The 23425-nt window shown below is 54.5% G+C and carries 21 protein-coding genes and 2 pseudogenes; 16 read left to right on the plus strand and 7 right to left on the minus strand.

What is annotated here, in order from left to right:
* Positions 1–297: 297 nt before the first annotated feature.
* Positions 298–2091, plus strand: a complete 1794-nt coding sequence (locus SK3146_RS29215; RefSeq protein ID WP_249862076.1) for an ABC transporter ATP-binding protein — start codon at positions 298–300, stop codon at positions 2089–2091.
* A gap of 316 nt (positions 2092–2407) precedes the next feature.
* On the opposite strand, the gene SK3146_RS29220 is transcribed toward SK3146_RS29215, so the two are convergent.
* A complete protein-coding gene (locus SK3146_RS29220; protein WP_249862077.1) occupies positions 2408–4021 on the minus strand; it encodes an FAD-dependent oxidoreductase in 1614 nt (537 codons plus the stop codon).
* A gap of 306 nt (positions 4022–4327) precedes the next feature.
* Between SK3146_RS29220 and SK3146_RS29225 the strand changes: the two genes are divergently transcribed.
* The 6 genes from SK3146_RS29225 to SK3146_RS29250 all read left to right on the plus strand — a co-directional run bounded on the left by SK3146_RS29225 (position 4328) and on the right by SK3146_RS29250 (position 9298).
* Positions 4328–6259 (plus strand): S-layer homology domain-containing protein, encoded by a 1932-nt coding sequence (locus SK3146_RS29225; RefSeq protein ID WP_249862078.1) that lies wholly within the window; start codon positions 4328–4330, stop codon positions 6257–6259.
* A 220-nt stretch (positions 6260–6479) separates the two neighbouring features.
* A complete protein-coding gene (gene ilvA, locus SK3146_RS29230) occupies positions 6480–7739 on the plus strand; it encodes a threonine ammonia-lyase IlvA (protein WP_249862079.1) in 1260 nt (419 codons plus the stop codon).
* Between the two features lie 135 nt (positions 7740–7874).
* Positions 7875–8357, plus strand: coding sequence for an RNA polymerase sigma factor (locus tag SK3146_RS29235; RefSeq protein ID WP_249862080.1), 483 nt, complete (start codon positions 7875–7877; stop codon positions 8355–8357).
* The gene (locus tag SK3146_RS29240) at positions 8347–8709 is read left to right on the plus strand and encodes a hypothetical protein (protein ID WP_249862081.1); all 363 of its coding nucleotides are present in this window, start codon (positions 8347–8349) and stop codon (positions 8707–8709) included. Before SK3146_RS29235 ends, SK3146_RS29240 begins: the two co-directional genes overlap by 11 nt.
* Positions 8706–9014 (plus strand): hypothetical protein, encoded by a 309-nt coding sequence (locus SK3146_RS29245; protein WP_249862082.1) that lies wholly within the window; start codon positions 8706–8708, stop codon positions 9012–9014. The genes SK3146_RS29240 and SK3146_RS29245 overlap by 4 nt, the downstream gene beginning before the upstream one ends.
* A gap of 8 nt (positions 9015–9022) precedes the next feature.
* Positions 9023–9298, plus strand: a complete 276-nt coding sequence (locus SK3146_RS29250) for a hypothetical protein (protein WP_249862083.1) — start codon at positions 9023–9025, stop codon at positions 9296–9298.
* 163 nt (positions 9299–9461) lie between these two features.
* On the opposite strand, the gene SK3146_RS29255 is transcribed toward SK3146_RS29250, so the two are convergent.
* Positions 9462–10769, minus strand: a complete 1308-nt coding sequence (locus SK3146_RS29255) for an aminotransferase class I/II-fold pyridoxal phosphate-dependent enzyme (protein ID WP_249862084.1) — start codon at positions 10767–10769, stop codon at positions 9462–9464.
* 361 nt (positions 10770–11130) lie between these two features.
* Between SK3146_RS29255 and kduI the strand changes: the two genes are divergently transcribed.
* The gene (gene kduI / locus SK3146_RS29260; RefSeq protein WP_249866479.1) at positions 11131–11964 is read left to right on the plus strand and encodes a 5-dehydro-4-deoxy-D-glucuronate isomerase; all 834 of its coding nucleotides are present in this window, start codon (positions 11131–11133) and stop codon (positions 11962–11964) included.
* Between the two features lie 275 nt (positions 11965–12239).
* Positions 12240–12827 carry a DUF3238 domain-containing protein gene (locus SK3146_RS29265; RefSeq protein WP_249862085.1) on the plus strand — a complete coding sequence of 196 codons (588 nt, stop codon included), beginning with the start codon at positions 12240–12242 and terminating at the stop codon, positions 12825–12827.
* Between the two features lie 65 nt (positions 12828–12892).
* Here SK3146_RS29265 and SK3146_RS29270 read toward each other — a convergent pair.
* Positions 12893–13488: pseudogene (locus tag SK3146_RS29270) on the minus strand (sulfite oxidase-like oxidoreductase).
* Here SK3146_RS29270 and SK3146_RS35080 point away from each other — a divergent pair.
* A complete protein-coding gene (locus SK3146_RS35080) occupies positions 13444–13575 on the plus strand; it encodes a hypothetical protein (protein ID WP_283942857.1) in 132 nt (43 codons plus the stop codon). The pseudogene SK3146_RS29270 and the gene SK3146_RS35080 sit on opposite strands and share 45 nt — an antisense overlap.
* A 16-nt stretch (positions 13576–13591) precedes the next feature.
* On the opposite strand, the pseudogene SK3146_RS29275 reads toward SK3146_RS35080, so the two are convergent.
* Positions 13592–13771: pseudogene (locus SK3146_RS29275) on the minus strand (DUF2536 family protein); the annotation flags it as partial.
* A gap of 287 nt (positions 13772–14058) precedes the next feature.
* Here SK3146_RS29275 and SK3146_RS29280 point away from each other — a divergent pair.
* The 3 genes from SK3146_RS29280 to SK3146_RS29290 all read left to right on the plus strand — a co-directional run bounded on the left by SK3146_RS29280 (position 14059) and on the right by SK3146_RS29290 (position 16154).
* On the plus strand, positions 14059–15228 hold the full coding sequence (locus SK3146_RS29280; protein ID WP_249862087.1) for an MFS transporter: 1170 nt from the start codon (positions 14059–14061) through the stop codon (positions 15226–15228).
* Positions 15225–15773 (plus strand): SLOG family protein, encoded by a 549-nt coding sequence (locus SK3146_RS29285; protein ID WP_249862088.1) that lies wholly within the window; start codon positions 15225–15227, stop codon positions 15771–15773. Before SK3146_RS29280 ends, SK3146_RS29285 begins: the two co-directional genes overlap by 4 nt.
* Before the next feature lie 114 nt (positions 15774–15887).
* Positions 15888–16154 (plus strand): hypothetical protein, encoded by a 267-nt coding sequence (locus SK3146_RS29290; RefSeq protein ID WP_249862089.1) that lies wholly within the window; start codon positions 15888–15890, stop codon positions 16152–16154.
* 142 nt (positions 16155–16296) lie between these two features.
* Here the strand turns inward: SK3146_RS29290 and SK3146_RS29295 are convergent, their stop codons facing one another.
* Entirely contained in the window at positions 16297–17619 is a 1323-nt protein-coding gene (locus tag SK3146_RS29295; RefSeq protein ID WP_249862090.1) for an ABC transporter substrate-binding protein, read from the minus strand.
* A 169-nt stretch (positions 17620–17788) separates the two neighbouring features.
* Here SK3146_RS29295 and SK3146_RS29300 point away from each other — a divergent pair, with 169 nt between their 5' ends.
* The gene (locus SK3146_RS29300) at positions 17789–18085 is read left to right on the plus strand and encodes a DUF6509 family protein (RefSeq protein ID WP_249862091.1); all 297 of its coding nucleotides are present in this window, start codon (positions 17789–17791) and stop codon (positions 18083–18085) included.
* 134 nt (positions 18086–18219) lie between these two features.
* On the opposite strand, the gene SK3146_RS29305 is transcribed toward SK3146_RS29300, so the two are convergent.
* Complete coding sequence (locus SK3146_RS29305; RefSeq protein WP_249862092.1) at positions 18220–18846, minus strand: pyridoxamine 5'-phosphate oxidase family protein; 627 nt, start codon at positions 18844–18846, stop codon at positions 18220–18222.
* Between the two features lie 120 nt (positions 18847–18966).
* On the opposite strand from SK3146_RS29305, the gene SK3146_RS29310 reads away from it, so the two are divergent.
* A complete protein-coding gene (locus SK3146_RS29310) occupies positions 18967–20445 on the plus strand; it encodes a MocR-like pyridoxine biosynthesis transcription factor PdxR (protein WP_249862093.1) in 1479 nt (492 codons plus the stop codon).
* A 136-nt stretch (positions 20446–20581) separates the two neighbouring features.
* Complete coding sequence (locus SK3146_RS29315) at positions 20582–21955, plus strand: stalk domain-containing protein (RefSeq protein ID WP_249862094.1); 1374 nt, start codon at positions 20582–20584, stop codon at positions 21953–21955.
* 170 nt (positions 21956–22125) lie between these two features.
* Here the strand turns inward: SK3146_RS29315 and SK3146_RS29320 are convergent, their stop codons facing one another.
* Positions 22126–23403, minus strand: coding sequence for an MFS transporter (locus SK3146_RS29320; protein WP_249862095.1), 1278 nt, complete (start codon positions 23401–23403; stop codon positions 22126–22128).
* Positions 23404–23425: the final 22 nt, after the last annotated feature.

The raw sequence follows: 23425 nt of genomic DNA on the forward strand, positions 1-23425 counted from the left end.
TAACAACACCGTTCTTTCTACTAGATTAGTTCCGTCTGTCCGGACGGCAGTTCTCTCCGCGCGCACGGCGCTTATACCGCGTTCAATCATTACGCCTCACTCCGATCTGATTAGGATAGATTTAGTATAGGTAACCTGCGGGAACGGCAACAGGTAAAAAATCGCTATATCGATTTTTCACCGGCAGATTCGCGATGGGGCGGCGGGAACCGGTTCGTTTATATTCCGTTTATAAAACTGTCGTATTCTTTTCCCATAGAGAGCTGCACAGAAGTAAAAACGGATAGGAGTGCTGAAATGAAAGAACAACGAGCAACAGGCAGTTGGCGTTTATTTATGACTTTAATTCGGGAAACGAAGCCGTCCAAGTGGAAGCTGGGCATCGCGATCGCGCTTAGCGTCATTTCCACCGTGGTCGGGCTGATCGTACCGCTGTTCACTAAAAATCTGGTCGACAGCTTCTCGCTGACGTCGATCCGGCCGATGCAGATTGCGGCGCTGGTGCTCACCTTCTCCGCCCAGGCGGTTGCCGGAGGCCTATCGATTTATTTGCTTAACCATGTCGGACAAAACGTCGTGGCGAACCTGCGGGACCGGCTGTGGAAAAAGCTGCTGGCGCTGACGGTTCCTTATTACGACAACCACCGTACGGGAGAGACGATCAGCCGGATGACCAATGATACCGGGGTCGTCAAAGGGCTCATATCGGAGCATGTGACGAGCTTTTTTAACGGCATGATCTCGATTATCGGTTCGGTCAGCATTTTGCTGTATTTGGATTGGAAAATGACGCTGATCATGCTGCTGGCCGTGCCGCTGGCGATCCTGATTTTGGTGCCGATCGGGCGGCAAATGTTTGCCATCTCCAAAGGACTTCAGGATGAAACGGCCAAATTTACCGGGGTGCTGAGCCAGGTGCTGTCCGAAATCCGTCTTGTAAAGACGTCCAACGCCGAGCCGCTGGAATATGAGAACGGCAAGAGCGGCATTACGAAGCTGTTCCAGTACGGGGTTCGGGAGGGAAAAGTTCAGGCGATGATCGCGCCGCTCATTTCCTTCGTGCTGATGGCGCTGCTCGTCGTCATTATCGGATACGGCGGTATGCGGGTATCTTCGGGGATATTGACGGCCGGTGAACTGGTCGCATTCATCTTGTACTTGATCCAGATTATTATGCCGATCAACCAGATTACAACCTTCTTTACGCAGCTGCAAAAGGCCGTCGGCGCCACGGAGCGGATCATTACGACGCTGGAAGCGGAGGAAGAAGATATCGAACGCGGCTTGACGCTTGACAACGCGCATCAGCCGATCGTCGTCGATCATGTTACCTTCCGCTACGGAGGCGGCGAACCGGTGCTTAAAGAACTGGATTTCACCCTACAGCCGGGTAAGGTGACGGCGATCGTGGGACCGAGCGGCGGAGGGAAGACGACGCTGTTCTCGCTGCTGGAGAGGTTTTATACGCCGCAGAGCGGGCAAATCCGCGTCGGCGGAAGAAAAATCGAAGACTATTCGCTGCATTCGTGGCGCAGTCAAATCGGCTATGTGTCGCAGGAGAGCCCGCTGATCGCCGGAACGATCCGAGACAACATCTGCTACGGCACGGACCGCCTCGTTACCGATGAAGAGCTGAAGCGGGCCGCTGCGATGGCGTATGCCGATCTGTTCATCGAAGAATTCCCGGAAGGCTACGATACGGAAGTCGGCGAGAGGGGCATCAAGCTTTCCGGCGGTCAGCGCCAGAGGATCGCAATCGCCCGCGCTCTGCTCAGAGATCCGAAAATATTGATGCTGGACGAAGCGACGTCGAGCCTTGACAGCAAATCGGAAATCGTCGTGCAGGAAGCGCTCAAAAACTTGATGAAAGGCCGGACGACGCTGGTCATTGCCCATCGTCTCTCCACCGTCGTCGACGCCGAACAGATTCTGTTTATCGAGAAAGGGCAAATTACAGGCCGCGGCAAGCATGAAGAGCTGCTGCAGACGCACCGTTTGTACCGCGAATTCGCCACCCGGCAGCTTCAGATCAAGGAGTCGGTTCCTCCGGTGCCTGCGCCCGAGGCGAGCGGCGGTGCTTGGGTGAATTGACGCGAGGCAGTTCTTACAACGGCAAAAAAAGCAGAGGGAGCTTGAAGAGCCCTCTGCTTTTTGTACATTGTTTAGGAAATGAAGCGCAGCCATATCCTGTGGAAATCCGGGGGTTTCCCCGAAAGGAAAGTCTACCCATAGAACGATCCCAGAGGAATGGTTAGACGCCGATCCAGCTTAGGCTGGATGCGGACGGAATAGGCTTCAGAGCATCACGTCACTACCCTGGAAATTACTCTTGGTACCCCATTTCCATTGTCTGTGGTGCCGCGTCGGCGGCATGGATGGCTTTTGGGGGATTTGTTCTTGCCGCGGTTTATTTTTTCCGTTTGTTCACATACGACGCGTACACAATTTCGCCCGTGTCGAGCTTGGCGATTTCATCGCTGGTCCAACCGGCGATCTTGTTGTTTCCTTTGACCCCGGTCAGCTTGATCTTATATTTGCTTTCGAGGTAGCTGTCGAGCGCGGGCATATCCGCTTCCTTCAGCTCGCGCAGCGCCTTCTTGCCGTACAGCTGGCCGAGCAGAATGCCGATCGTTTCCGCGGCAAGACTCGTATTCGGCTGAATGCGCGCGCTGCCGTAGGCGATGGCGGAGGCGCCGACATTTTTGCCGGCCATAATGACGTTGTCGTAATCCTTGAGCAGGAAGCTGCGCAGCGGCATGCCGTATTTGTCCGGGCGGCCCATCTCGATGCCCCATTTGTTGGCGCTTGTGCCTTGCAGGTCCAGCGGATAGCCGGCGATGCTGACGTTGTCCCAGAACATTTTGGCGCCGAGCATATCCGAAGGCTTCAGAACGTAATCCGATTCATAGTGATTGTATTCCCGTATGTACAAGTAGTTCGGGAAGCCGTTCAGCTCCGCATGCTCCCAGCCTGTGATGTTTTTGCGGAAATGCTCCAGGATGAGCGGGATTTCCTTCTTTCCGAGCTCCATCGCTTCCGCCACCGACTTATCGTCCGACGGATCGACGGTATAGATCAGGAAGGCGTTGATGGCGACTTGCCCGTCGCGCTGGTTGACCGCGTTGAGCCCTCGCAAAAACACCCGGTCATTGGTCGGCTTGTAGGCGTCCGTCATGCCGCTCAGTCCGATGGCGAAGCTTTCGTTGACGGAACCGCCGCCGTACTTGGCTCTGCGCTGCTCCGGCGTCATGTTGTTGAAGCTGGTCTTGAATTTTTCCCAATCGACGTTTTTGAACAGCATCATCATGCCGGAGCTCATATATTCAATGTTGCTTTGGCCGTAGAACTGCTCCAGTCCCGGCATCCGCTTCGACTGCAATTTGCCGAGCAGCGCGGCGAAGTCCGTATTGTCGACCCAGTAATCGGCCTCGATCTTTTTCTTGGCGCCGGACTTGTCGGTATAGATGACCGATTCGACGGCATGAGGTCCGAATTTGCCAGGCGCTTCCTGAACGCTCTGGATGCTGACGCCGGATTCGATAGAAATATCTTTGCTCAGCTTGTCGTAATATTGCTGAAACTCCGGGAGCTTGCGGATTTTACCGTTGCGGAACCCGTCGAACAGCTCCTTGGCTCGTCCCTGCACCAACGAATGATACTGGTCGTCCCGCGTTTCGTCGAGAAACAGCATCTGCCCCTGGAGCAGCTGCCCCCCGATCGCATCCCGCGGGTCGAGCACCTTGACCTTCAGCCCCTCGTCGGCCGCCGCTCGGGCCAAATACATGCCTTCGAGCTCGCTGCCGAAGACCGCAACGTCGGCGTGCTCCGATGGAATCGGCGGCTCGGGCGTCGGAGTCGGCTTCGGCGTCTGCGAGCTGCCGCCCGGCAGTGACTCCGGGGTCGCCGCGGCTTGAGGCTTGCCCTGATTCGTCCGGATAAACTGGATGGAGGACACCGCAGCCACGGCGATCAGCGCCAGTACGACGAGACCGACGGATAGTCTTTTTGCATTCCATTTCATGCTTCATTACTCCTTCCTGCTGCTTCGCGTAACCCCGAATCGTAAATAATCTCGGTAAAAAAGGCAGTACCCAAATAAGTCTATCATTTTTCCGATACGTGTTCAAAAGACCCCCACAAACATTTTTGGGGCGGCGAAACATTGTAGTAAATCCAGGAACACTTCGCGAAGGTTCTGATTCATTGGTTCTTAACCGAACTTATCCATTTAAGCGGAAGCTGCCTGCAGCGGCTGTCCGATGCTTAAACCGTCATACATTATTTATATAAGGGAGAAATGATGATGAACAACGCTTTTAAGAAGGTTATGGTAACGGGTCTTACTGCGGCCATGGTGCTCGGAGGATCTACCGCCGCATTTGCCGATAGCGGCAAAGGCAAGGGCAACGACAAAGACCGCGGCCGGGATGCGGTGCAAACGAAAGTAAACAGCGGAAAAGACGTATACATAAATAATTTGAACGTAAAAAACTTGAACATTAAGCTGTCTTTCGACGACGTGAAAGGCGCTGACGTGGAATGGGCGCAGCGGTATATTGCGAGTCTTGCTTCCAAGCGGGTATTCGAAGGGTATGAGGACGGAACGTTCCAGCCTCGTAAAACGATTTCGCGTATTGAAGCGATTACAGCGGCGGTTCGTCTGATGGGATTGCGCGATGAAGCGGAATCGACCGAAGCGATGCAATCTAACCTGAACTTCAAAGATGCGGATAAAATCAAGAAAAATTATCCTTGGGCCGTAGGATATGTTGCGGTGGCTCTGCAAAACGATCTGTTCGAGGAGTCCGACGATTCCGTTCAGCCGGATAAGGACGCCGACCGTCTCTGGGCTACGACGCTGCTTATCAAGGCGCTGAAGCTGCAAGACGAGGCCAAGACGAAAATGAGCACGAAGCTGAGCTTCAAGGACGCGTCCAAAATTCCCGCCGGCTCCGTAGGCTACGTGGAAGAAGCGATCGAGAAGAAGCTGGTGGACGGCTACGAGGACAACACATTCCGTCCGGATCGCTCCGTCACGCGCGCCGAGCTGGCGGCCTTGCTCGACCGTACGGGCGATCAGCTGCCGGATAACACGGCGGTCCGCGGGACGCTGACCGCAGCGGTCAGCAACAATATGCTGACGCTGACCTCCAACGGACAGCCGTACAGCGTCGAGCTGGACGCAGCCGCCTTCATCTTCCGCAACAATGCGAAAGTAGCGGCCTCCGAGCTGAGAGCGGGCGACCAAGTGACAGTCCGCACGTACGGCGGCAAAGCGATCTTCGTTGAAGTGACGAAGCTTGGAAGCGGCAGCGGCAACAGCGGCAGCTTACCCGACAATACGACGTTCGCGGCTACCGTGAACGCAGCGGTGAGCGGCAATAAGCTGACGTTTACGAAGGACAGCCAATCCTACACCGTAGAGCTGGCGTCCAACCCGACGATCGTGCGCAACGGCCGCACGGTGTCGGCTTCCGATCTGAGAGCGGGCGATCAAGTCAATATCCGCACGTATAACGGCAAAATTATTTTCGTCGAAGTGACGAAGCTGTCGGACAGCGACCTTCCCGACAATACGACATTCGCGGCTACCGTGAACGCGGCGGTGAGCAACAATAAGCTGACGTTTACGAAGGACAGCCAATCCTACACCGTAGAGCTGGCGTCCAACCCGACGATCGTGCGCAACGGCCGTACGGTGTCGGCTTCCGATCTGAGAGCGGGCGATCAAGTCAATATCCGTACGTATAACGGCAAAATTATTTTCGTCGAAGTGACGAAGCTGGCCGGCAGCGATCTTCCCGACAACACGACGTTTGCGGCTACCGTGAACGCGGCGGTCAGCAACAATGTGCTGACGCTGACCAAAGATAACAAAACTTACGACGTGGAGCTTGCTTCCAATCCGACAATCGTACGCAACGGCCGTACGGTAGCGGCTTCCGAGCTGAAGGCGGGCGATCAAATCAATGTCCGCACCTATAACGGTCAAGTGATTTTCGTTGAAGTGACGAAGATGGTCGAAGAAGAAGTCGACTTTACCGTCATCGGCACCTTCAATTCGTATACGCTGAATTCCAACGGCTCCATCAATACGATTTCGATTAACCAGACGCTCGGCGACGGTTCGGTGCAAACGGCGGTTTACAACGTATCGTCGAGCTTAACGATCGAAGGCGACCAATCGCAGCTGACAACGGACCGTACGGTCGAGCTGCGAGGCAAAGATCAAGTGGTGCACACGATCGTCATTCGCTAATTCCTACTTTCGATAGAGAATAAGAAAAAAAGGTTAGATTACGCAAGGAGCAGCCTTCCCGTTCGAGCCGTCCGGCTCGGCGGGAGGGCTGTTCTTATTCACGGAACGAACTTCGGGGCGGGACGGCCGGTAATGTGAGAATTATGTTAAAGCCTATGGACAGCGGCGGACTTGGGTGTATAATAGATAAAATTACGTATAGATTAAACCGGAGGAAGTCATGGACAATCAATTACCGCAAGTTAGACTCGAAGATATCATCGTAGCCAGTCATGTGCTCAAAGACGTTATTCATCATACTCCGCTGCAAAAAAACTTCATTCTTTCGGAGAAATATAACTGCAATGTCTATTTGAAACGCGAGGATTTGCAGGTCGTCCGTTCGTTCAAAATACGCGGAGCCTATAATCTGATCCGCAGTCTGCCGGAAGAGAAGCTGCAGAAAGGCGTCGTTTGCGCGAGCGCGGGCAACCATGCGCAAGGGCTGGCCTATTCGTGCAAGGCGCTGCAAATTCCGGGTAAAATCTTCATGCCGACGACGACTCCGCGGCAAAAAATTTCGCAGGTGAAGCTGTTCGGCGGCCCGTTCGTGGAAGTGATTCTGACCGGCGACACGTTCGACGATTCCTTGAACGAAGCGGTGCGCTGCGCCGAGAAGGAAGGGATGCAGTTCATCCATCCGTTCGATAACCCGCAAATTATTGCGGGACAAGGAACGGTAGGGCTGGAGCTGATGAACGATATGCGCGAGCCTGTCGATTTCGTCTTCGCCGGTATCGGCGGCGGCGGGCTTGCAGCGGGCATTGCGACGTATGTGAAGGGCGTCAGCCCGTCCACCCGGTTTATCGGCGTCGAAGCGACCGGCGCGCCATCGATGCGCAATTCGATCGATCAGGGAGAGATCGTCACGCTGACGGAGATCGATAAATTCGTCGACGGAACCGCCGTGAAGCGGGTAGGCGAGCTGAACTACGACATTTGCCGCAGAGTCGTCGACGATATCGTCGTCGTGCCCGAAGGCAAAGTGTGCACCACCATTTTGGAGCTGTACAATGAAAATGCGATCGTAGCCGAACCGGCGGGGGCGCTGGCGATTACCGCGCTCGATTTTTACCGCGAGCAAATCGCCGGCAAAAACGTCGTTTGCGTAATCAGCGGCGGCAATAACGATATCGACCGTATGCAGGAAATTAAAGAGCGCTCGCTCATTTACGAAGGGTTAAAGCATTATTTTACCGTAGAGTTTCCTCAGCGAGCCGGAGCGCTGCGCGAATTTCTCGACGAGGTGCTCGGACCGAACGACGATATTACCCGGTTCGAATATACGAAGAAGACAAGCAAGGAGAACGGGCCGGCGCTCGTCGGCATCGAGCTGAAGAACAAAGAGGATTACGGTCCGTTAATCGATAGAATGAATAATAAGGGAATCAAATTCGTTGAAATTAACAAAAATCCGCACTTGTTCAATCTGCTTATTTAGCGATACGGGTACGGACCCGTCCAATACCGTGACAACACCGCTTTCGGCATCCGAACCGAGGCGGTGTTTTTTTTGACCGAACCGAACTTTAACGCCGAATTTGGCGACTATAAAGGTGAAAGGACGGTTGGGGGGATGACATTCGACGAACTTTACGCATCGTATGCGGACAGCGTGTACTCGTTTTTACGGTTTAAAATCCGGGATGTTCACCTGGTCGAAGACATCTTCCAGGACACGTTCCTCACCGCATTCAAGGAGATCGACCGGGGCCGGCGGCCGGAGCATCCCAAGGCCTGGCTCCTCACCGTCGCTCACCGGAGAATGGTCGACCGGTTGCGGCGCGAGCCCAGCGTCGAAGGTATGGACGAACAAGAGGAGGCGATAGGGACAGACAGGCAAGCCGATTGGACGGAAGCGCTCTACGTGCGGGAGCTGCTGGGCAAGCTGGAGGAATCGTCGCGGACGATTCTGTACGGGCTATATGTAGAAGGGCTGTCGATCCAGGAGATCGCGGTAGTATTGGGAATACCCGAGGGCACGGTGAAGAGCCGCTGCCACGCCGCCAAGAAGAAGCTGTCCGGATGGATGAAGGAGGAGAACCGGGATGGAAATTGAAGAGAAGCGAGAATGGGCTCTGCGTTACGTTCAGGGACTTCTCGGGGAGCAGGAAAAGCGGACCGTGTTCGAGCTGATTTTGACGGATGCGGAGTTTAAGCGATGCTTGAAGGAAGAAGTGGAGCTTTTCGCTAAGCTTCGGCAGCTCCGGTCTTCGCTGCAGCCGGACCGCAAGCGTGAGCTGCTTGCCGCGATCAAGCGGCAGGCCGCAGCGGATCGAAGCGATGCTGCGAACGAGGCGCAGGAGGAATCCAGACCCTGGATTTGGTGGAGCGAGCGGACGCTGCAGCTGACGCTTCCTCCGGTCATTTATCCTATGATGAAATTTTTACAAAGGAGATGTTTGACATGAGTAACGGAAACAACATTCCAACGAAAGAAATCGGCGAGCTGCTGGAGATCATATCGGGCAAAGCGCCCAAATTGGTGACGGATCTGCTATCCGCTTTGTATTCGGAGGAAGCGGGAGCGCGAATGGGGAAGGCGGTCGGAACCTTTTACAAAGAATTGATGGAAGCGGGGATTCCTGCCGACGAAGCGTTGAAAATGTCTAAGGACTATATGAATACGGTGAAATCGATCGCCGCGGAGCTGATCCCCAAAAACATCGTAAACCATAACAATGTAACCGGCGGCCCGACCCCTCCTCAATATTAAACGGCCCGATGAGCATGGTGAAGATCATCGTTCACGGCGCTTTGCTGATAGCCAAGACGCCGGGCTTGTGGCTCGGCTTTGTGCGGGAGCGTCGCAGCGGAGCCAGGGCGTTCGAGACGGAGCTGCTTAGCTTCGGGATGGAGCCGGAACAGGCGGCCGAGCTCGCCCAATGCTATAAAACGATGTTTATGCCCAAATGGAAGGACGCGTTTCGCAATATGAAGCGGATCAGCGGTGACGAGGGTAAAAAATTTCATACGGCCGATGCGCGGACGAAGGTCTAACATTCCGCATAACGCGCATCGCTCCGCTTCGTTCAGGCTGCCGATCGGCGGCCTGTTTGCATAAAGCGACCGGGACATCGGGACGGCGGAGGGGAGGAAGCCGTTAGAGCAGCGCGAACTGCAAAAAACCTGACGGATGTCCGCCAGGTTTTTGTGGGATTGTTTATTTGGAGGAGACTTTTTGCAAATCCTGAACGCCTTGGAAAATCGTCTCGTACAGCTCTTCGAGATTTTCTTCTTCGATGCAGGAGAATGCAACGCGCAGATCGGTTTCGCCGAGGGCGATCGTTCCGATGCCGTACTGGTCGAGCAGATGAACGCGGAGCGTTTCCGCGTCGACGGTTTTCAGCTTCAAGCACATGAAGTAGCCGGAGTTGAACGGGTAGTATTCCCAAGCCGCATCGAATTTGCCCGAGTCCAGAATGCTTTTTACTTTGTTGGCGCGGCCTTTCATGATGTTCGATTTCTCCAGCTTTTGCGCTTTGAAATCAGGGGATTTCAGAGCATGCAGCACAAAGGTTTGCGAAGGATGAGGTCCGCTGGAAATCGTGGCGCGGATAATCCCCATCGTTTTTTGCTCCAAGGCGGCAAGCAGCGGTTCGCTTTGGCCGGCGTAGGTGATGAAGCCGACGCGGAAGCCCCACACGTACTCTTCCTTGGTCGCTCCGTCGATCTTGACGGACAGCACGCGAGGATGCAGCCCGGTTAGCTGACCGGCGAGCGATTCGTGCAAGGACTCTTCGAAGAACAAGCCGAAGTACGCGTCGTCGGTTACGGCGACGACATTGATGCCCGCTTCCGCCGCATCCTTGATAGCCGCTACGATTTCTCGGCCTTCCTCGACGCCCGGCGTATAGCCCGTCGGATTGTTCGGGAAATTCAGCACGACGATCGCCTTGCCTTTGTCCTTTTGCGCGAGCAGCGCGCTGCGCAGCCCTTCGGCGTTGAATTTGCGCTCGCTGTTATATAGAGGATAGTATACGATTTCGGCGCCGCGGCGGATACCGAAGGTCAGCTCGTAGTTCTCCCAGTTTTTGTCGGGGATGATGACCGCATCGCCGGCATCGGCGTACAAATCGGCGACGATGCTGAGTCCGTGCGTCAGAGCGTTCGTTGCGATCGGATTGCCCAGGCTTTTGCCGCGAAGGGAAGGATTCTCCTCAAGCATCTTCTCGCGCCATGCGCTGCGCAGCTCCGGCTTGCCCGCAGGAGGGGCGTATTCGTAAATGTCCTTAGGATCGTAAGCGGACAATGTATCTTGAATCACCTTCAAGTGCATTGGCTTGCCGTTCTCCAATGCGGTTCCGATGGTGGCGTTAAATTTCTTCGCTTTTTGCTTCGCTTCGGCCGATTGGCTCAGGATGCCTACTTTAGGAAAGTAGATTTGCTTCCCAAGGCTGGAAAGCATGTCGAAAACATGCGGGTTTTCTTTGGCAATCGTGTCGTTCAGCTGTTGTGCAAGAGGGTTCATCTCGCTCCATCCTTCCATTCGTCTAACTATACTTTTTACAGGCCTGACATTAGGCTATATTATACCATTTTCACCCGGGGGAGTCACGGGCTGTTTTGGAAAAAGATCCGAACTATTTTGCCCCGGCCCCGACCGGAATTTCGGGATTTGCATCTGTTCGGGAAAACGGAGAAAAGCGGGACAATTATGTGACAAAGCTCGAACATCCTCGATGGCGGTAGCGAGGGAAGAGTTTTTATGTTACCATATACAGGGGAGCGGACGAAACGGAATTCGCTTTTTTGTCGAATTGAAACGTTTTACGGATGCAACCGATCCGAAATCGACGCAACCAATCATTATTGAGGAGGCAATTATTGCTATGGAAATCCGCTATGCGACAAATCCGACGGAAACGAAATCGTACGATACGGACAGACTTAGAAAAGAGTATTTGATCGAAGGGTTGTTCGTTCCTGGCAAATTGACCATGGTATACAGCCACGTAGACCGTTTTATTACCGGGGGCGTTATTCCTGCTTCCGAGCCGATCAAGCTCGAAGCGGACAAGCATGAGATGGGTGCCGACTACTTCCTGGAGCGCCGCGAAATCGGGATTATCAACGTAGGACCAAAAGGTTCGGTTGTCGTTGAAGGTACCGAATACGAATTGAATACGAGAGACTGCCTGTATATCGGGCTTGGCAATAAAGACGTTACGTTCAAAAGCGCGGATTCCGCGAATCCTGCTCGCTTCTACTTCAACTCCACGCCGGCTCACAAGCAATACCCAACCGTGAAAGTCGGTCTGGAAGAAGCGGAAACCGAGCATCTCGGTTCGATCAATTCGTCCAACGAGCGCGTCATCCACAGATATATCCATTTGAACGGCGTTCAAAGCTGTCAATTGGTTATGGGTATGACTTTGCTGAAGCCGGGCAACATGTGGAATACGATGCCTTGCCATACGCACAACCGCCGTTCCGAGGTCTACTTCTACTTTGATATGCCGGAAGACGGCCTGGTGTTCCACTTTATGGGCGAACCTAGCGAAACCCGCCACCTCGTTGTGCGCAACGAGCAAGCGATCATCTCCCCGAGCTGGTCGATTCACTCCGGCGTCGGTACGAACAACTACACGTTCATTTGGGCTATGGCCGGCGAGAACCAAGTGTTCCACGACATGGACAAGGTTGAACCGAAGGATCTTCGTTAATCGTTTTGAAGCGCCTTGAATAAGGCGATAACAAGAAGCCGTCCCGCTTAAGCAGAGCACTCTGCGGCGGGGCGTTTTTTAATTGTTTAGGAAATGATGCGCAGCAATTTGCTGTGGAAATCCGGGGGCTCCCCCGAAAGTAATGTCTACCCATAGAACGATCCCAGAGGAAGGGTTAGACGCCGATCCAGCTTAGGCTGGATGCGGATGGAATAAGCTTCAGAGCATTACGTCACTTTTGGGGGATTGCTTCTAGCAAAGAGAGGGATAAGCGCATGGCTGATATCGTAAAATTTAGAGCGAGCGTCTTTATCGGGGGGATGGCTTGGCTGCCGCCGGCGCATGATCCCGCAAGCGGGAATCGGCTGGAATTTGCGGCGGATATTCGCGGTTTTACTCCTCATGCGGTCAATACGGGAAGATCCAGGGTCGAGCAGGAGGTCGTGGTCGATTTTGCCAAGCGGAGGCTCGTTTCCTTCGGCGCGACAGGGGTCACGGTGCTCAAGATGACCGGCTCCGACGGAACGGTCACTTACCGGCAGGGACATGCTTCGACGGAAGGCATCGTTATGGAAAATGAGGTTTGGGGCGGGAGCGAAGTGACGTTTACGATGAGAGCGAGCGTAAGCAATCCGCTGCGGCCGGGCGCGCCGTCGCCCGATTATGCGCTCCGCATCAAGGCGAAGGAAGACGGCACCGCTCATATTAGCGGCTCTCATGACGGCTTTCCGTGCTACGAATTTTACAAGCAGGTGGACTTCGGCGAGTTTCAGCCGATTTACTTGCATCATTTCCTTGATACCGGCGATACGCCCGCAGCGATGGCGGGTGAAATGGAATACCATTTTGAGAAACACGTATAAATAGCGAAAAACACCTCCGCAGGCTCGGCCAAAAGAACTTGCGGGGGTGTTCGTCTACAGAGGCATTAATCGAAATCTTTATGTACCCATTCGTCTTCCGGAATGTCGAGCGCTTCGCCGGAAAACCGCTGCTCGCGGAAGGCGTCTCCGTACAGGTGAAAGCCGTTGCTCTCCCAGAAGCCGGCCCGGTCCTCGTTCATAAACTCGAACCCGCGAATCCATTTGGCGCTTTTCCAAAAATACAGATGAGGGACGATTAAACGCATCGGATAACCGTGTTTTGGCGTTAAAGAAGCGCCGTTATAGTGGGTAGCGAGCAAAATATCGTCGCCGAGCAGGTCGGCCAAAGGCACGTTCGTCTCGTAATCGTGATCGGCGTGAACCATGACATAACGGGCGGAAGGCTTGACCTCAAACTCCTTCAGCAAGTCCTTGAACAGAACGCCGCGCCATTCGGTATCGAATTTGCTCCAGCGAGTGACGCAGTGAATATCGCAGCGGACGGTCGTTTGCGGCAGCTTCATCAGCTCGTCGAACGAGAAGACGGCGGCTTTCTCGACTTCGCCGAAAATCCGAAAATCCCACTTGGACATATCGTATTCGGGACCTCGCCCTCATGCAAAATCGGGAAGCGCTCCGTAACGACTTGTCCGGGCGGCAGCCGGTCTCCGTACGCATGGCCGCCCGCCGGTTGAACGGGCTTCATTTGTTTCAATCTTTCGGCTTTATTGTTCATGATGTGCTCTAAGCTCCTTTGGGATAGTTTACTTCGCTTTAAAATGAACGGCTGCGCTGTACAGCATCTTGCCGATATTCGGATCGAACGCGACGCTGTGCTGTATCGACTGCACGTCCAGCAGCAGCGCTTTGTTGTTCTGGATTTGCTCCTCTATTTTTCTCTCCAGCGTTTTCAAATCATACGCTTCGAACAATTCAACCTTATTCTCGATACGGTCGACTATGAACTCCATCTCGATCTTCTCCCGATTAGAAATGTGGTGAAACGCGCTGACTGCGCATGCGAAAGCATTGTCCGATCGCTGTTGCCCTCGGCTTCCGCAGTTATTACCTATTGTACCAGAAGTTTCGCCGCCTTGGACAGCCCTTCGCTTATTGTTGTTCGAGCCGCCGCTGGTTCGCATTTTATTAGAAAATGCATTGTCAAGCCCGGATGCCGGTGAGATAATAGGCTCGTACTCTCACTTTGGAGCGAAAAGAGCGAAAATTTCTTATGATCTATTTTTTGCTGTTTTATATGGTCATCTATATGGGCAATGCCGTCTACGGCACTTACATTCCGGTTTATTTCCAATCGGTGGGCGCGGCTCCGGCCGAAATCGGCACTCTCTTGAGCTTGGGACCGCTCGTGGCCGTGCTGGCCCAGCCGATGTGGGGAACGATCGGAGACAGGGCGAAGACAAAAAACTCGGTATTGGCCGCACTGCTTGTAGGCAGCGGGGTGATGATCCTGCTCTTTCCGCTGTCCACGGCGTTTTATTATTTGCTTGCGATGGTGTGCTTGTTCACTTTCTTTCAAACGTCGATCTTCGCTATCAGCGACGCGATCACGCTGGAAGAGCTGGATAAGCAGAAGCGCTGGGCGTTCGGGCCGATTCGTCTCGGCGGAACGATCGGGTTCGCGCTCATGTCCCTCGGTTTCGGTTATTTGGCGAAGGTCAGCATTCAGTACCTGTTTCCGGTTTTTGCCGTCGTCATGCTGATTTCGCTGTTCTTGCTGCTGAAGTTCCCCAAAGTGTCCGGTTATCAATCGTCCGGCAGCAAAATGCAGGTTTGGGTGCTGTTCAAAAACCGCAAGCTGATGCTGTATATGGGGATTAACCTCGTGCTGCAAATTACGCTGGGCTACTACTATTCGTTTTTCCCGATATACTTCCGCGAGCTTGGCGCGGACAACGTCATGATCGGCTGGTCGATGGTCATCTCGTCGATCAGCGAAATTCCGTTTCTGCTGCTGGCTGGCCGGATTATGGCCAAAGTGCGGCTGACGCATGTATTTCTCGTATCGAGCATCGCTACGGCGCTGCGCTGGTTCGCCTTCTCCTCCACCGAAAATCCGTATTGGGTACTGCCTGCGCAGCTGCTGCACGGGCTTATGTTTATCGTGCTTACCGTGACTATGGCGATGTATATTAACCGGGAAGTTCCCAAGGAGCTTAAGGCAAGCGGCCAGACGCTGAACGGTCTTCTCAGCCTGGGCGTGGCCCGGATTATCGGCAGCTTCATCGGCGGCTTCGCCAGCGAGTCGTTCGGAATGAGGAGCGTGTTCATGTACAATGCTTGGATTGCGCTGGCGTGCGCCGCATGCATCGGCTGGGTTATCGTCAGAGAAAGCAGGCAGCGGTCGGCGGCGGCCGAACAGAAAGGGGCGTTACACGGATGAAGCGGGTTCTGATTACCGGCTATAAGGCGTCGGAGCTCGGCATCTTTTCACTCAAGCATCCCGGTATCGCGATCATTAAGAAGGCGATCAAAAAACGGCTGCTATCGCTCGTCGACGAAGGCTTGGAATGGGCGATCGTCAGCGGGCAGTGGGGCGTCGAGCTGTGGGCGGCCGAGGCGGCGCTGGAGCTGCGCGAAGATTATCCTCAGCTGCAGCTGGCCGTCATTACCCCTTTTTTGCAGCAGGAAGAGAAGTGGAGCGACGAGAAAAAGGAGCTGTACTCAGGCATTATGCAGCGCGCCGACTATGTCAACAGCGTGACCAAGACGGCCTACGACGGACCGTGGCAGTTTCGGGAAAAAAACAAGTTTTTGCTGCGCAACTCCGACGGCATCCTTTTGTTGTACGACGAAGAGAAGGAAGGCTCTCCGAAGTTCATCAAGGAGCAGGCGCTCAAGCTGGCCGAGCGGACCGATTACCGCTTGCTCACGATTACGGCCGACGACCTGCAAAATATTGTGGAAGAGGAGCAAACGGAGTTCTAAAACCGCTGTCGGCTGCAGGCAGTTCATTTTTTTCAGCATACTTCTAAACGGCGTTCCTCCGGCATACAATAGTAACACACTTAGGGAAACTAAGTGCAAATTGGAGGGATTGCTATGGGAGAAGAATTTCAAAAAGATGAATTGCCGGTAGAGGCCGACGCTGCGTTCGAAGAAAATGTAAGCGCTTCAGAGGACGCCGGAGAAGCGGCGGCAGAAGAGATTGTGGACGAAGCCGAGGATGAAGCATGCGAAGCGCCAGAAGAAACGGAATCGGAAGAAGAAGCGGAGGACGGTGAATGCGAAGAGCAGCCGGAAGCCGCGGCACAGGAAGAACCCGACGAATCGTCGGAAGATGAGGCAAACGAAGAAGCAAGCGAATAGCGAGAGACTCCAAATCCCTTCTCCAAGAACATAACCTACAACCTGTTCAGCGATGAACAGGTTTTTCTCATTTTGATTAGCCCTAATAATGAAAAAAATGGACCCCGATAACGGCAGGCAGAGTCCATTATGGAGGCATGGTTTACTGGCTTGCGGCTTTCTCGGTTTGGATCGCTTTCGTAGCCGCTTCCTCCACCATCCGAAGCGCGGTGACGGAATCTTTGGATTCGGAGAAGATCAAAGGCTGGAACACGTTGTGCACAGGCACGTCGATATAGGTGAGACCGGGGGCGCGAGCCGCCGGAGGCATGGCGTTCTTGCCGTAGAAGATCGCTTGCGCATGCTTGCCCTGCATTTGCGGCAGATTTTTGCCGAACGCTTCTTGAACCTTGGGGGTTTGCAGGGCGCCGATATTGCCGTCCTTGGCGTAATTGATCTGCATCTCCTCGGAAAGCAAGTATTGGATGACTTGAAACGCCTGATCCTTCTTGGTCGATTGCTTCGTAATATAAGCGACGTTGATGTTCGGCTGGGCCTTCACTCCCGGCGCATCGGCGAAGGAAGGCATGGAGGCGATATCGAAATTCAGGTTTTTATTTTGCTCGTACCACTGCACGATTTTGCCGGATACATGGACGGTCATGGCCATATTGCCTTTCGGGAAGTCGTCGACGGACGTAAACTGGTTCGCCGGAATTTCGTAAAACCGCCGCAGATTGTCGACCAGCTTCTTCCATCCGGGCGAGCTGAGATCGGCCTTGTCCTCCGTCAGACTGAGCGGCGACAGCGACAACTGATTATAGGTCATATATAAGCCGGGATGCTGCTGATACCCTTTGTACGTGCGCTCCCCTTCGACGCGGGTCAGCTTCTTGGCCATCTCGTAGATTTCATCGTAGGTCATACCGTCCTTCGGATAATCGACCCCGAATTTATCGAAGATGTCCTTGTTGTAGAAAAGCACGAACTCGCCCGACATGAACGGAAGGCCGTACATTTTTCCTTCCGGCGACAAGCGTTGTATTTGCGCCATGAAGGCCGGATTCAACTGGCTCGTATCGAAATTATACTTTTTAATCAGATCGCTCATATCGTATTGGAGATCGTTTTTCAAAATATAACGCTGGTAGTTCATCCCGGGGTTGTCGAAAATAATATCGGGAACCGTTCCCGCCGCGATCAAATCCTGATACTGCCTGCCCGGATTGTCCCACTGCGCATGCTTAAAGGTGAGCTCGGGAAACTTTTTTTTCAAAAATTGGCCGACTTGCTTTTCCCAGACGTCTTCTTTGCCAAAAACGGGATAAACGGTGTAAATGAAGATTTCGTTATCCGGCGATGACGGGCCGGGGGATTGCTTGTCTGCTAGCGGATCGCCCGGAGCTGCAGCCGGCATAGTACAGCCAGTGAGTACCGCTAGCGCGGACAACGTATAGATGGACGTTCGGAATAAACGGGTTGCCATTTTCTTCCTCCTTTACGTTTTTGAATTGTTTACCATTATAGGATGTAATGTATACGTTTTCATTGGGGCTATATTTGAAAACATAGGTGGTTAGGCGCATGTTTCGGATTACTTTTTCCCATTTCCATGTATAATAGGATTCTGAGGCTGCATGGAAAGGATGAGACAAATGATAGCCATTAGCGGTTATAGCGTGGAACTGGTTAGAGACCCGTTCGGAATTTTGCAAGGCAAACGGTACGAGTTCGTGCTCGACATCGAGGTGGATGAGGAAGACGAGCTGTATTCCGAGAACGGGCTGTACGTCAGAGTCATCTATAGTGTGGAGGAAAGCCGCGCTCACATAGTTAAATATGAAATATACGAGAGAAGCACGAACGTTTACCTCGAATTTGATATGGAAGATGAGGAGCGCGCTCTGGTAGAAACTTTCTGCAAGGAGCATTATCAAGAGGCGGAGGAATAAGCGCTTCTCGGGCAAGAAAAAAGGGAAAGAACGAAAAGCCTGACGGCGGACGTTCTTTCCCTTTTTTTTGCTGCCTGAGCTTGAGGATACCGTTCGTGCGGCATCTTCTACCGGCTGGAGCTTCGGCCGCTTGCTCAGGACTTCTCTTCCCGATGATGCGGGCAATATTTGCGCATCAGCTCGGCGGTTTCCGGATCGAGCGGAAGCCCTCTGGCGAGAAGATCTTGTTCGAGCTTGTCCCGGCGCTCGCCGCTGAGATTTTGCCCGAATTTGAATTTGGCGGTCAGATCGAGAATGCCGATGCGGACGACGGATACCGCCCTCAGCTCACCTTGATACAGCGGATCTGAGGCGTCGATGGGGATGTAGCCGCCCTCGGGCTGCAGCTTTTTCATCAGCGCCGACAAGGCCTCGGCCTTCTCCGCGGGATCGTCCACAGGCTGAGCCTCCCCGCGGATGTGCACGGATTTGAAATAGGCCGTTGCGGGACAGGCGAGCTGCGGATCGCTAAAATAGGATGGGATAATCGCATACTCCTTGGCGACGGCGAAGCTGACCTGCTTATGGCGGGCGATCTCTTTCATTTTCTGTCCGGCGCGGGAGCCGTGAATATAAATATGTCCGTTATGGTAGGCGTAATTGATCGGGGTCAAATGCGGCCAGCCGTCCAAGCCCGCCGTGCCCATAATGCCAAACGACATTTCTTGCAAAAAATCATCGATTTCATTTTGCTCCGTTACGGAAAATTCATTGCGTCTCATGTAGGGTCACCTCTTTGAAATGATTGATTCCCAGTGTAGTGGAATGATTGACAATTCAAAAGATCCAATTTAGATTGATTTTATTGGACCATTGAATATGGAGAGGAGGGAGAGGTTCGAATGGATTTTCAGATTCCGTATCAAGGATATACCGGTAAATACCCGACCAAGATGCAGGCGTTTTACCATGCGATCAAAGACTCCATAATAAGCGGCGTGCTTCCTTGCGGGACGAAGCTGCCGTCGAGCCGGGAGCTGGCGGCCTTATCCGGCGTCTCCCGCGGAACGGTCAATCAAGTGTACGATATGCTGGCGGCCGAAGGCTACGTAGAATGCCGGGTAGGCCGCGGCACCTTCGTCTTCTACGACGCGCAGCAGCGGCCCGGCGAGCCGAAGCGAGAGGACAGAGACGATTATGCGCTGTCTCCCTGGGGCGGACGCGTAATGGAGCAGGAAGCGCAGCTGTACTCCGCCGGCTCGGTCGCATACAACGGCAAAGCTCCCCGCACGGCGGATTTTCATGCGTATGCCACCGATTTGCAGCGGTTTCCGCATGAGGAATGGAATCGTTGTCTGCACGCCCAGGCGCGCCTGCTGTATCGGCAAGAAGGGCAGGCGGACGGCCGAGGAGGGCTGCCGCCAACGGAAGGCGATCAAGAGCTGAGGGAGCAGATCGCCCAATATTTGCGCAGAGCCCGCGGCATCGCCGCACGGCCCGAGCAAATCATAGTCGTCAACGGCTCGATGCAGGCGATAACGCTAACCGCGCAACTGCTTGTAGGGGAAGGGGATAAGGTCATTGTCGAGTCACCGGGCTTCAAGGGGATTCCGCGCGCCGTCCGCACGGCTGGAGGCGTACCCGTATCCGTTCCGGTGGACGGGCAGGGGATCGTCCCGGCCGATTGGGATTCCCGGCTGTTGTTCGTCACGCCGGGCAGACAGTTTCCGACCGGCGTCGTCTTAAGCCTGGAACGCCGCAGGCAGCTGCTCGAATGGGCTTACGACAAGGGCGCCGTCATCGTAGAGGACGATTACGACAGCGAGTTCCGCCACCGCGGTATGCCGCTGGAGCCGCTGAAGGCGCTCGACGGCAGGGAGAGGGTGATTCATATCGGCAGCTTTACGAAGACGCTGCTGCCTTCCGTCCGCATCGGCTACGCCGTGCTGCCGCCTGCGCTGGCCGCTCCGTTCGCCAAAGCCAAAGCGTTGTTCGAGCCGCTGCCCGCCGGCCTGCTGGAGCAAAAAACGCTGGCCGCCTTCATGGCCAGCGGACAGTATGAGCGGCATTTGCGCCGGATGAAGCGGATTTATTCGCGCAAATACGAAAGCTTGAGCCGCCGTCTGGCCGATTCGTTATCCGAACGGTTCTCATGGGTAAAAAGCGATGCCGGCCTGCATATATTCGGCTGGTGGCGCGGGAGCACACAGGCGTACGAGCGGTTCCGCAGCCAATGTGCGGACGCCGGAGTGCGCTGGTCGGAAATTCGCGGGGAGGACAGCGAAGGCGTCCGGATCGGCGTCTATTTCCACTTTCCTCATTTGACGGAAGAGGAAATGGAGTACGGCGTCGCCGTTATGAAGCGATTGGCGGACTCCTGAACGGGGAAGCAAATGTCTCCCAAATGCAGGAAATCGGGCCGGGAACGTCGAACTAAAATGGACGAATACCCACGGGGGTGAGCGATTGAAACGTCGATGGGGTAGGGGGGCGGCCGTAACAGCGTCTCTGTTTGCAATGCTGGCACTAATCTGGACGGCCGGGCCGGGACCCGCCGCCGCTTATGCGGACGACGGCGGCATTACGGTGAAAATTAACGGTGCCGCCGAAGCGATGGATCAGGCGCCGCTGCTGATGAACGGGATTGCGTTCGTACCTGTGCGTCCGGTTGTGGAAGCGCTTGGCGCATCTGTCGCCTGGTCCGATCACTCCAGAACCGTTACCGTCACTAAGGACGGCCAGTCTGCAAGGCTGCCTGTCGGCTCCAAAGAAGCTTATATAGCGGATCGGCCGCAGGAGCTGGAGTCGGAGGTGCGTTTGGTCGGGAATACGGCGATGGTTCCCGCCCGCTTTTTCAACGAAGTGTTCGGGATGTACGTATCTTGGGATGCCGGTACGCAAACGGTCAGCATCGATGCGGACGAGCCGTTCTACGGAAGGACGAAGCGCCAGATCGTCTCCAGAATGATGGCGGCCGTTCCGCAGTTCTCCGGCGATCCCTTCGAGGACAAGCCGCAAATCGTCTCCCCCCATCAGGCAGGCAAGCTCAATACCGATTTTATCGAAGACGGCGTCCGAACCGTCAATACAATGCGTTATTTGGCGGGTGTTCCCGACGATCTCGCGCAGGATTCGTTCCTTAACGAGCAAGCTCAGTACGGCGCCGTGCTGCTGGCCGTATACGGCCAGCTGTCGCATACGCCCGCGAAGCCGAAAGGCATGAGCGAAAGCTTTTACAGCAAGGGATATGCCTCCACGAGCAGCAGCAATATATACAGCCTGTACGGCGCTGCCGGAGCCGTTAAGCAGAACGCGATTTTACCGAGAACCGTCGTTTCCTATATGAGCGACAATGACGAATCGAATGTTGCCTCCGTCGGCCACAGAAGATGGATTTTGAACCCGGATCTGAAGAAAATCGGCTTCGGCTTGGCCGAAGGACGAGCGTCTAACGGGTACCGGTCGTTTTATTCGTCGATGCAGGTGTTGGATCAGAGCCGTGCGGATAAGTTCGACTATGACATCATAAGCTGGCCCGGCAAAGGATATTTTCCGCTAAAATATTTCCAAGGAAATGATCCCTGGTCGGTGACGCTAAATCCGGATAAATATGCGACGCCCGATCCGAACGAGGTGTCCGTATCGTTAACCCGGCTGAACGATCAAGAGATCTGGACGATGGATAAGGACGACGATGCCGCCGGCGAAGGGAAAGCCTATTTCAATGTCAATACGCATAAATATGGCGTGCCCAATTGCATCGTATTCAGGCCGGGCGGGAATATGAGATATGAGGACGGAGACCGTTTCGAGGTGCAAATCTCCGGGCTCAAGGATGCCGAAGGCCATGAGGCGCGGGTGGTTTATCAGGTCGTATTTTTTGCTTATTGAAGCGCTGGCAGAGCGCTGGACGCGGCAAGCGGAGGCGGCCGGATCTCACTCGCGGGCAAGGCTCCAGTCTATATTCGCCGGCGATAGCAAAGAGGCAGTTTCAGGGTTTTGGCGCCCTAAACTGCCTCTTTTGCTTATGTTATCTATGAACGGCCGGCTTCAACAAACAGTTACTTATCGGCAGCGCCTTCCGCTTCCTGCGCCCATGCCTTCAGCTTGCGGTCGGAAGGCAGGAAAAAGGTGAGCAGCCCGAGCAAAGGCAGGAAGCTGAGCATCTGCATGACGACCGTCAGATGAAACTTGTCGATCAGACTTCCGAGAGCGACGGCGCCCAGAGCGCCCATGCCGAAAGCCATTCCGGTAATGAGACCGGATACGGTGCCTACTTTGCCGGGAATCAGCTCCTGCGCATAGACGACGGTTACGGAAAAACTGGATAAAATGATCAGTCCGTTAATCAGCAAAATGACGTAGGCCCAAAACGCGTTCGCGTAAGGAAGCGCCATCGCCAGCGGCGCCGAGCCGAGCATGGAGAAGAAGATCAGGTTGCGCCGTCCGAACCGGTCGGCCAGCGGCCCGCCGAGGAACGTGCCTACGGCGCCGGCAGCGGCGAACAGAAAAATATAAATCTGCGCGTGCTCCAGCGACAAATGGAACTTTTCCATCAAATAAAACGGATAATAGATCGAGACGCCCGAGTGATACCACGATCTGGCAAAGACCAAGAAGATGAGCATGACGACGGCGAAAGTCACCTGCTTCTTACGAGTCGGACTGACGGCGCGCGCCGCCGCCGATTTGGCTTTGCGCGGGTGGGCGGCCAAATAGCCGCCGTACCAGCGGGCGATATACATCTGGACGACGATGGCCAGTCCCGCTACGAGCATGAACCATACGGCGCCCCGCTGGCCGAGCGGCACAAAGATCAGCGCCGTCATAATGGATGCGAGCGATTGACCGGCATTGCCGCCGACTTGGAAGATCGACTGCGCCAGCCCGCGGCGCGAGCCTGCAGCCATATGGGCTACCCGCGAGCCCTCCGGATGGAAGATTGCCGAGCCGAGTCCGACGAGGACGACGGACAGTAAAATAAGCCAATAATTCGGCGCAAAGGCCAGCCCGAAGACCCCCAAGCAGGTAAGCCCCATTCCGAGAGGGAGCATGTAGGGGGAAGGCTTGCGGTCCGAATACAGTCCTACGACAGGCTGCATGATCGAAGCGGTCATATTAAGCGAAAATACGATGATTCCCGACTGCATATAATTCAGCCGCATCGTATCCTTGAGAATCGGCAAAATCGCCGGGATGATCGATTGAATCGAGTCGTTGAATAAATGAACGATGCTGATCGCCAGCAAAATACGCATTACGGTAGGCTTGATGCCCGGCTGCGTCGCCGCCTGCGTCGTTGCTCCGGAAGCGGCCGTTCCGGTCTGTGCTGCTTGCATGGTTGTACTAAACTCCTCTGCT

The organism is Paenibacillus konkukensis (assembly GCF_023523925.1).
Taxonomy (GTDB): Bacteria; Bacillota; Bacilli; order Paenibacillales; family NBRC-103111; genus Paenibacillus_S; species Paenibacillus_S doosanensis.

What these genes read in the sequence shown, in the direction of transcription:
- SK3146_RS29220 (WP_249862077.1), bottom strand. Translation starts at nt 4,021, where the DNA reads ATGAAATGGAATGCAAAAAGACTATCCGTCGGTCTCGTCGTACTGGCG.
- SK3146_RS29255 (WP_249862084.1), bottom strand. Translation starts at nt 10,769, where the DNA reads ATGAACCCTCTTGCACAACAGCTGAACGACACGATTGCCAAAGAAAAC.
- SK3146_RS29285 (WP_249862088.1), top strand. Translation starts at nt 15,225, where the DNA reads ATGAAGCGGGTTCTGATTACCGGCTATAAGGCGTCGGAGCTCGGCATC.
- SK3146_RS29240 (WP_249862081.1), top strand. Translation starts at nt 8,347, where the DNA reads ATGGAAATTGAAGAGAAGCGAGAATGGGCTCTGCGTTACGTTCAGGGA.
- SK3146_RS35080 (WP_283942857.1), top strand. Translation starts at nt 13,444, where the DNA reads ATGCAAAATCGGGAAGCGCTCCGTAACGACTTGTCCGGGCGGCAGCCG.
- SK3146_RS29245 (WP_249862082.1), top strand. Translation starts at nt 8,706, where the DNA reads ATGAGTAACGGAAACAACATTCCAACGAAAGAAATCGGCGAGCTGCTG.
- SK3146_RS29300 (WP_249862091.1), top strand. Translation starts at nt 17,789, where the DNA reads ATGATAGCCATTAGCGGTTATAGCGTGGAACTGGTTAGAGACCCGTTC.
- SK3146_RS29215 (WP_249862076.1), top strand. Translation starts at nt 298, where the DNA reads ATGAAAGAACAACGAGCAACAGGCAGTTGGCGTTTATTTATGACTTTA.
- SK3146_RS29305 (WP_249862092.1), bottom strand. Translation starts at nt 18,846, where the DNA reads ATGAGACGCAATGAATTTTCCGTAACGGAGCAAAATGAAATCGATGAT.
- SK3146_RS29235 (WP_249862080.1), top strand. Translation starts at nt 7,875, where the DNA reads ATGACATTCGACGAACTTTACGCATCGTATGCGGACAGCGTGTACTCG.
- SK3146_RS29250 (WP_249862083.1), top strand. Translation starts at nt 9,023, where the DNA reads ATGAGCATGGTGAAGATCATCGTTCACGGCGCTTTGCTGATAGCCAAG.
- SK3146_RS29225 (WP_249862078.1), top strand. Translation starts at nt 4,328, where the DNA reads ATGGTAACGGGTCTTACTGCGGCCATGGTGCTCGGAGGATCTACCGCC.
- SK3146_RS29310 (WP_249862093.1), top strand. Translation starts at nt 18,967, where the DNA reads ATGGATTTTCAGATTCCGTATCAAGGATATACCGGTAAATACCCGACC.
- SK3146_RS29295 (WP_249862090.1), bottom strand. Translation starts at nt 17,619, where the DNA reads ATGGCAACCCGTTTATTCCGAACGTCCATCTATACGTTGTCCGCGCTA.
- ilvA (WP_249862079.1), top strand. Translation starts at nt 6,480, where the DNA reads ATGGACAATCAATTACCGCAAGTTAGACTCGAAGATATCATCGTAGCC.
- SK3146_RS29320 (WP_249862095.1), bottom strand. Translation starts at nt 23,403, where the DNA reads ATGCAAGCAGCACAGACCGGAACGGCCGCTTCCGGAGCAACGACGCAG.
- kduI (WP_249866479.1), top strand. Translation starts at nt 11,131, where the DNA reads ATGGAAATCCGCTATGCGACAAATCCGACGGAAACGAAATCGTACGAT.
- SK3146_RS29280 (WP_249862087.1), top strand. Translation starts at nt 14,059, where the DNA reads ATGATCTATTTTTTGCTGTTTTATATGGTCATCTATATGGGCAATGCC.
- SK3146_RS29315 (WP_249862094.1), top strand. Translation starts at nt 20,582, where the DNA reads ATGCTGGCACTAATCTGGACGGCCGGGCCGGGACCCGCCGCCGCTTAT.
- SK3146_RS29290 (WP_249862089.1), top strand. Translation starts at nt 15,888, where the DNA reads ATGGGAGAAGAATTTCAAAAAGATGAATTGCCGGTAGAGGCCGACGCT.
- SK3146_RS29265 (WP_249862085.1), top strand. Translation starts at nt 12,240, where the DNA reads ATGGCTGATATCGTAAAATTTAGAGCGAGCGTCTTTATCGGGGGGATG.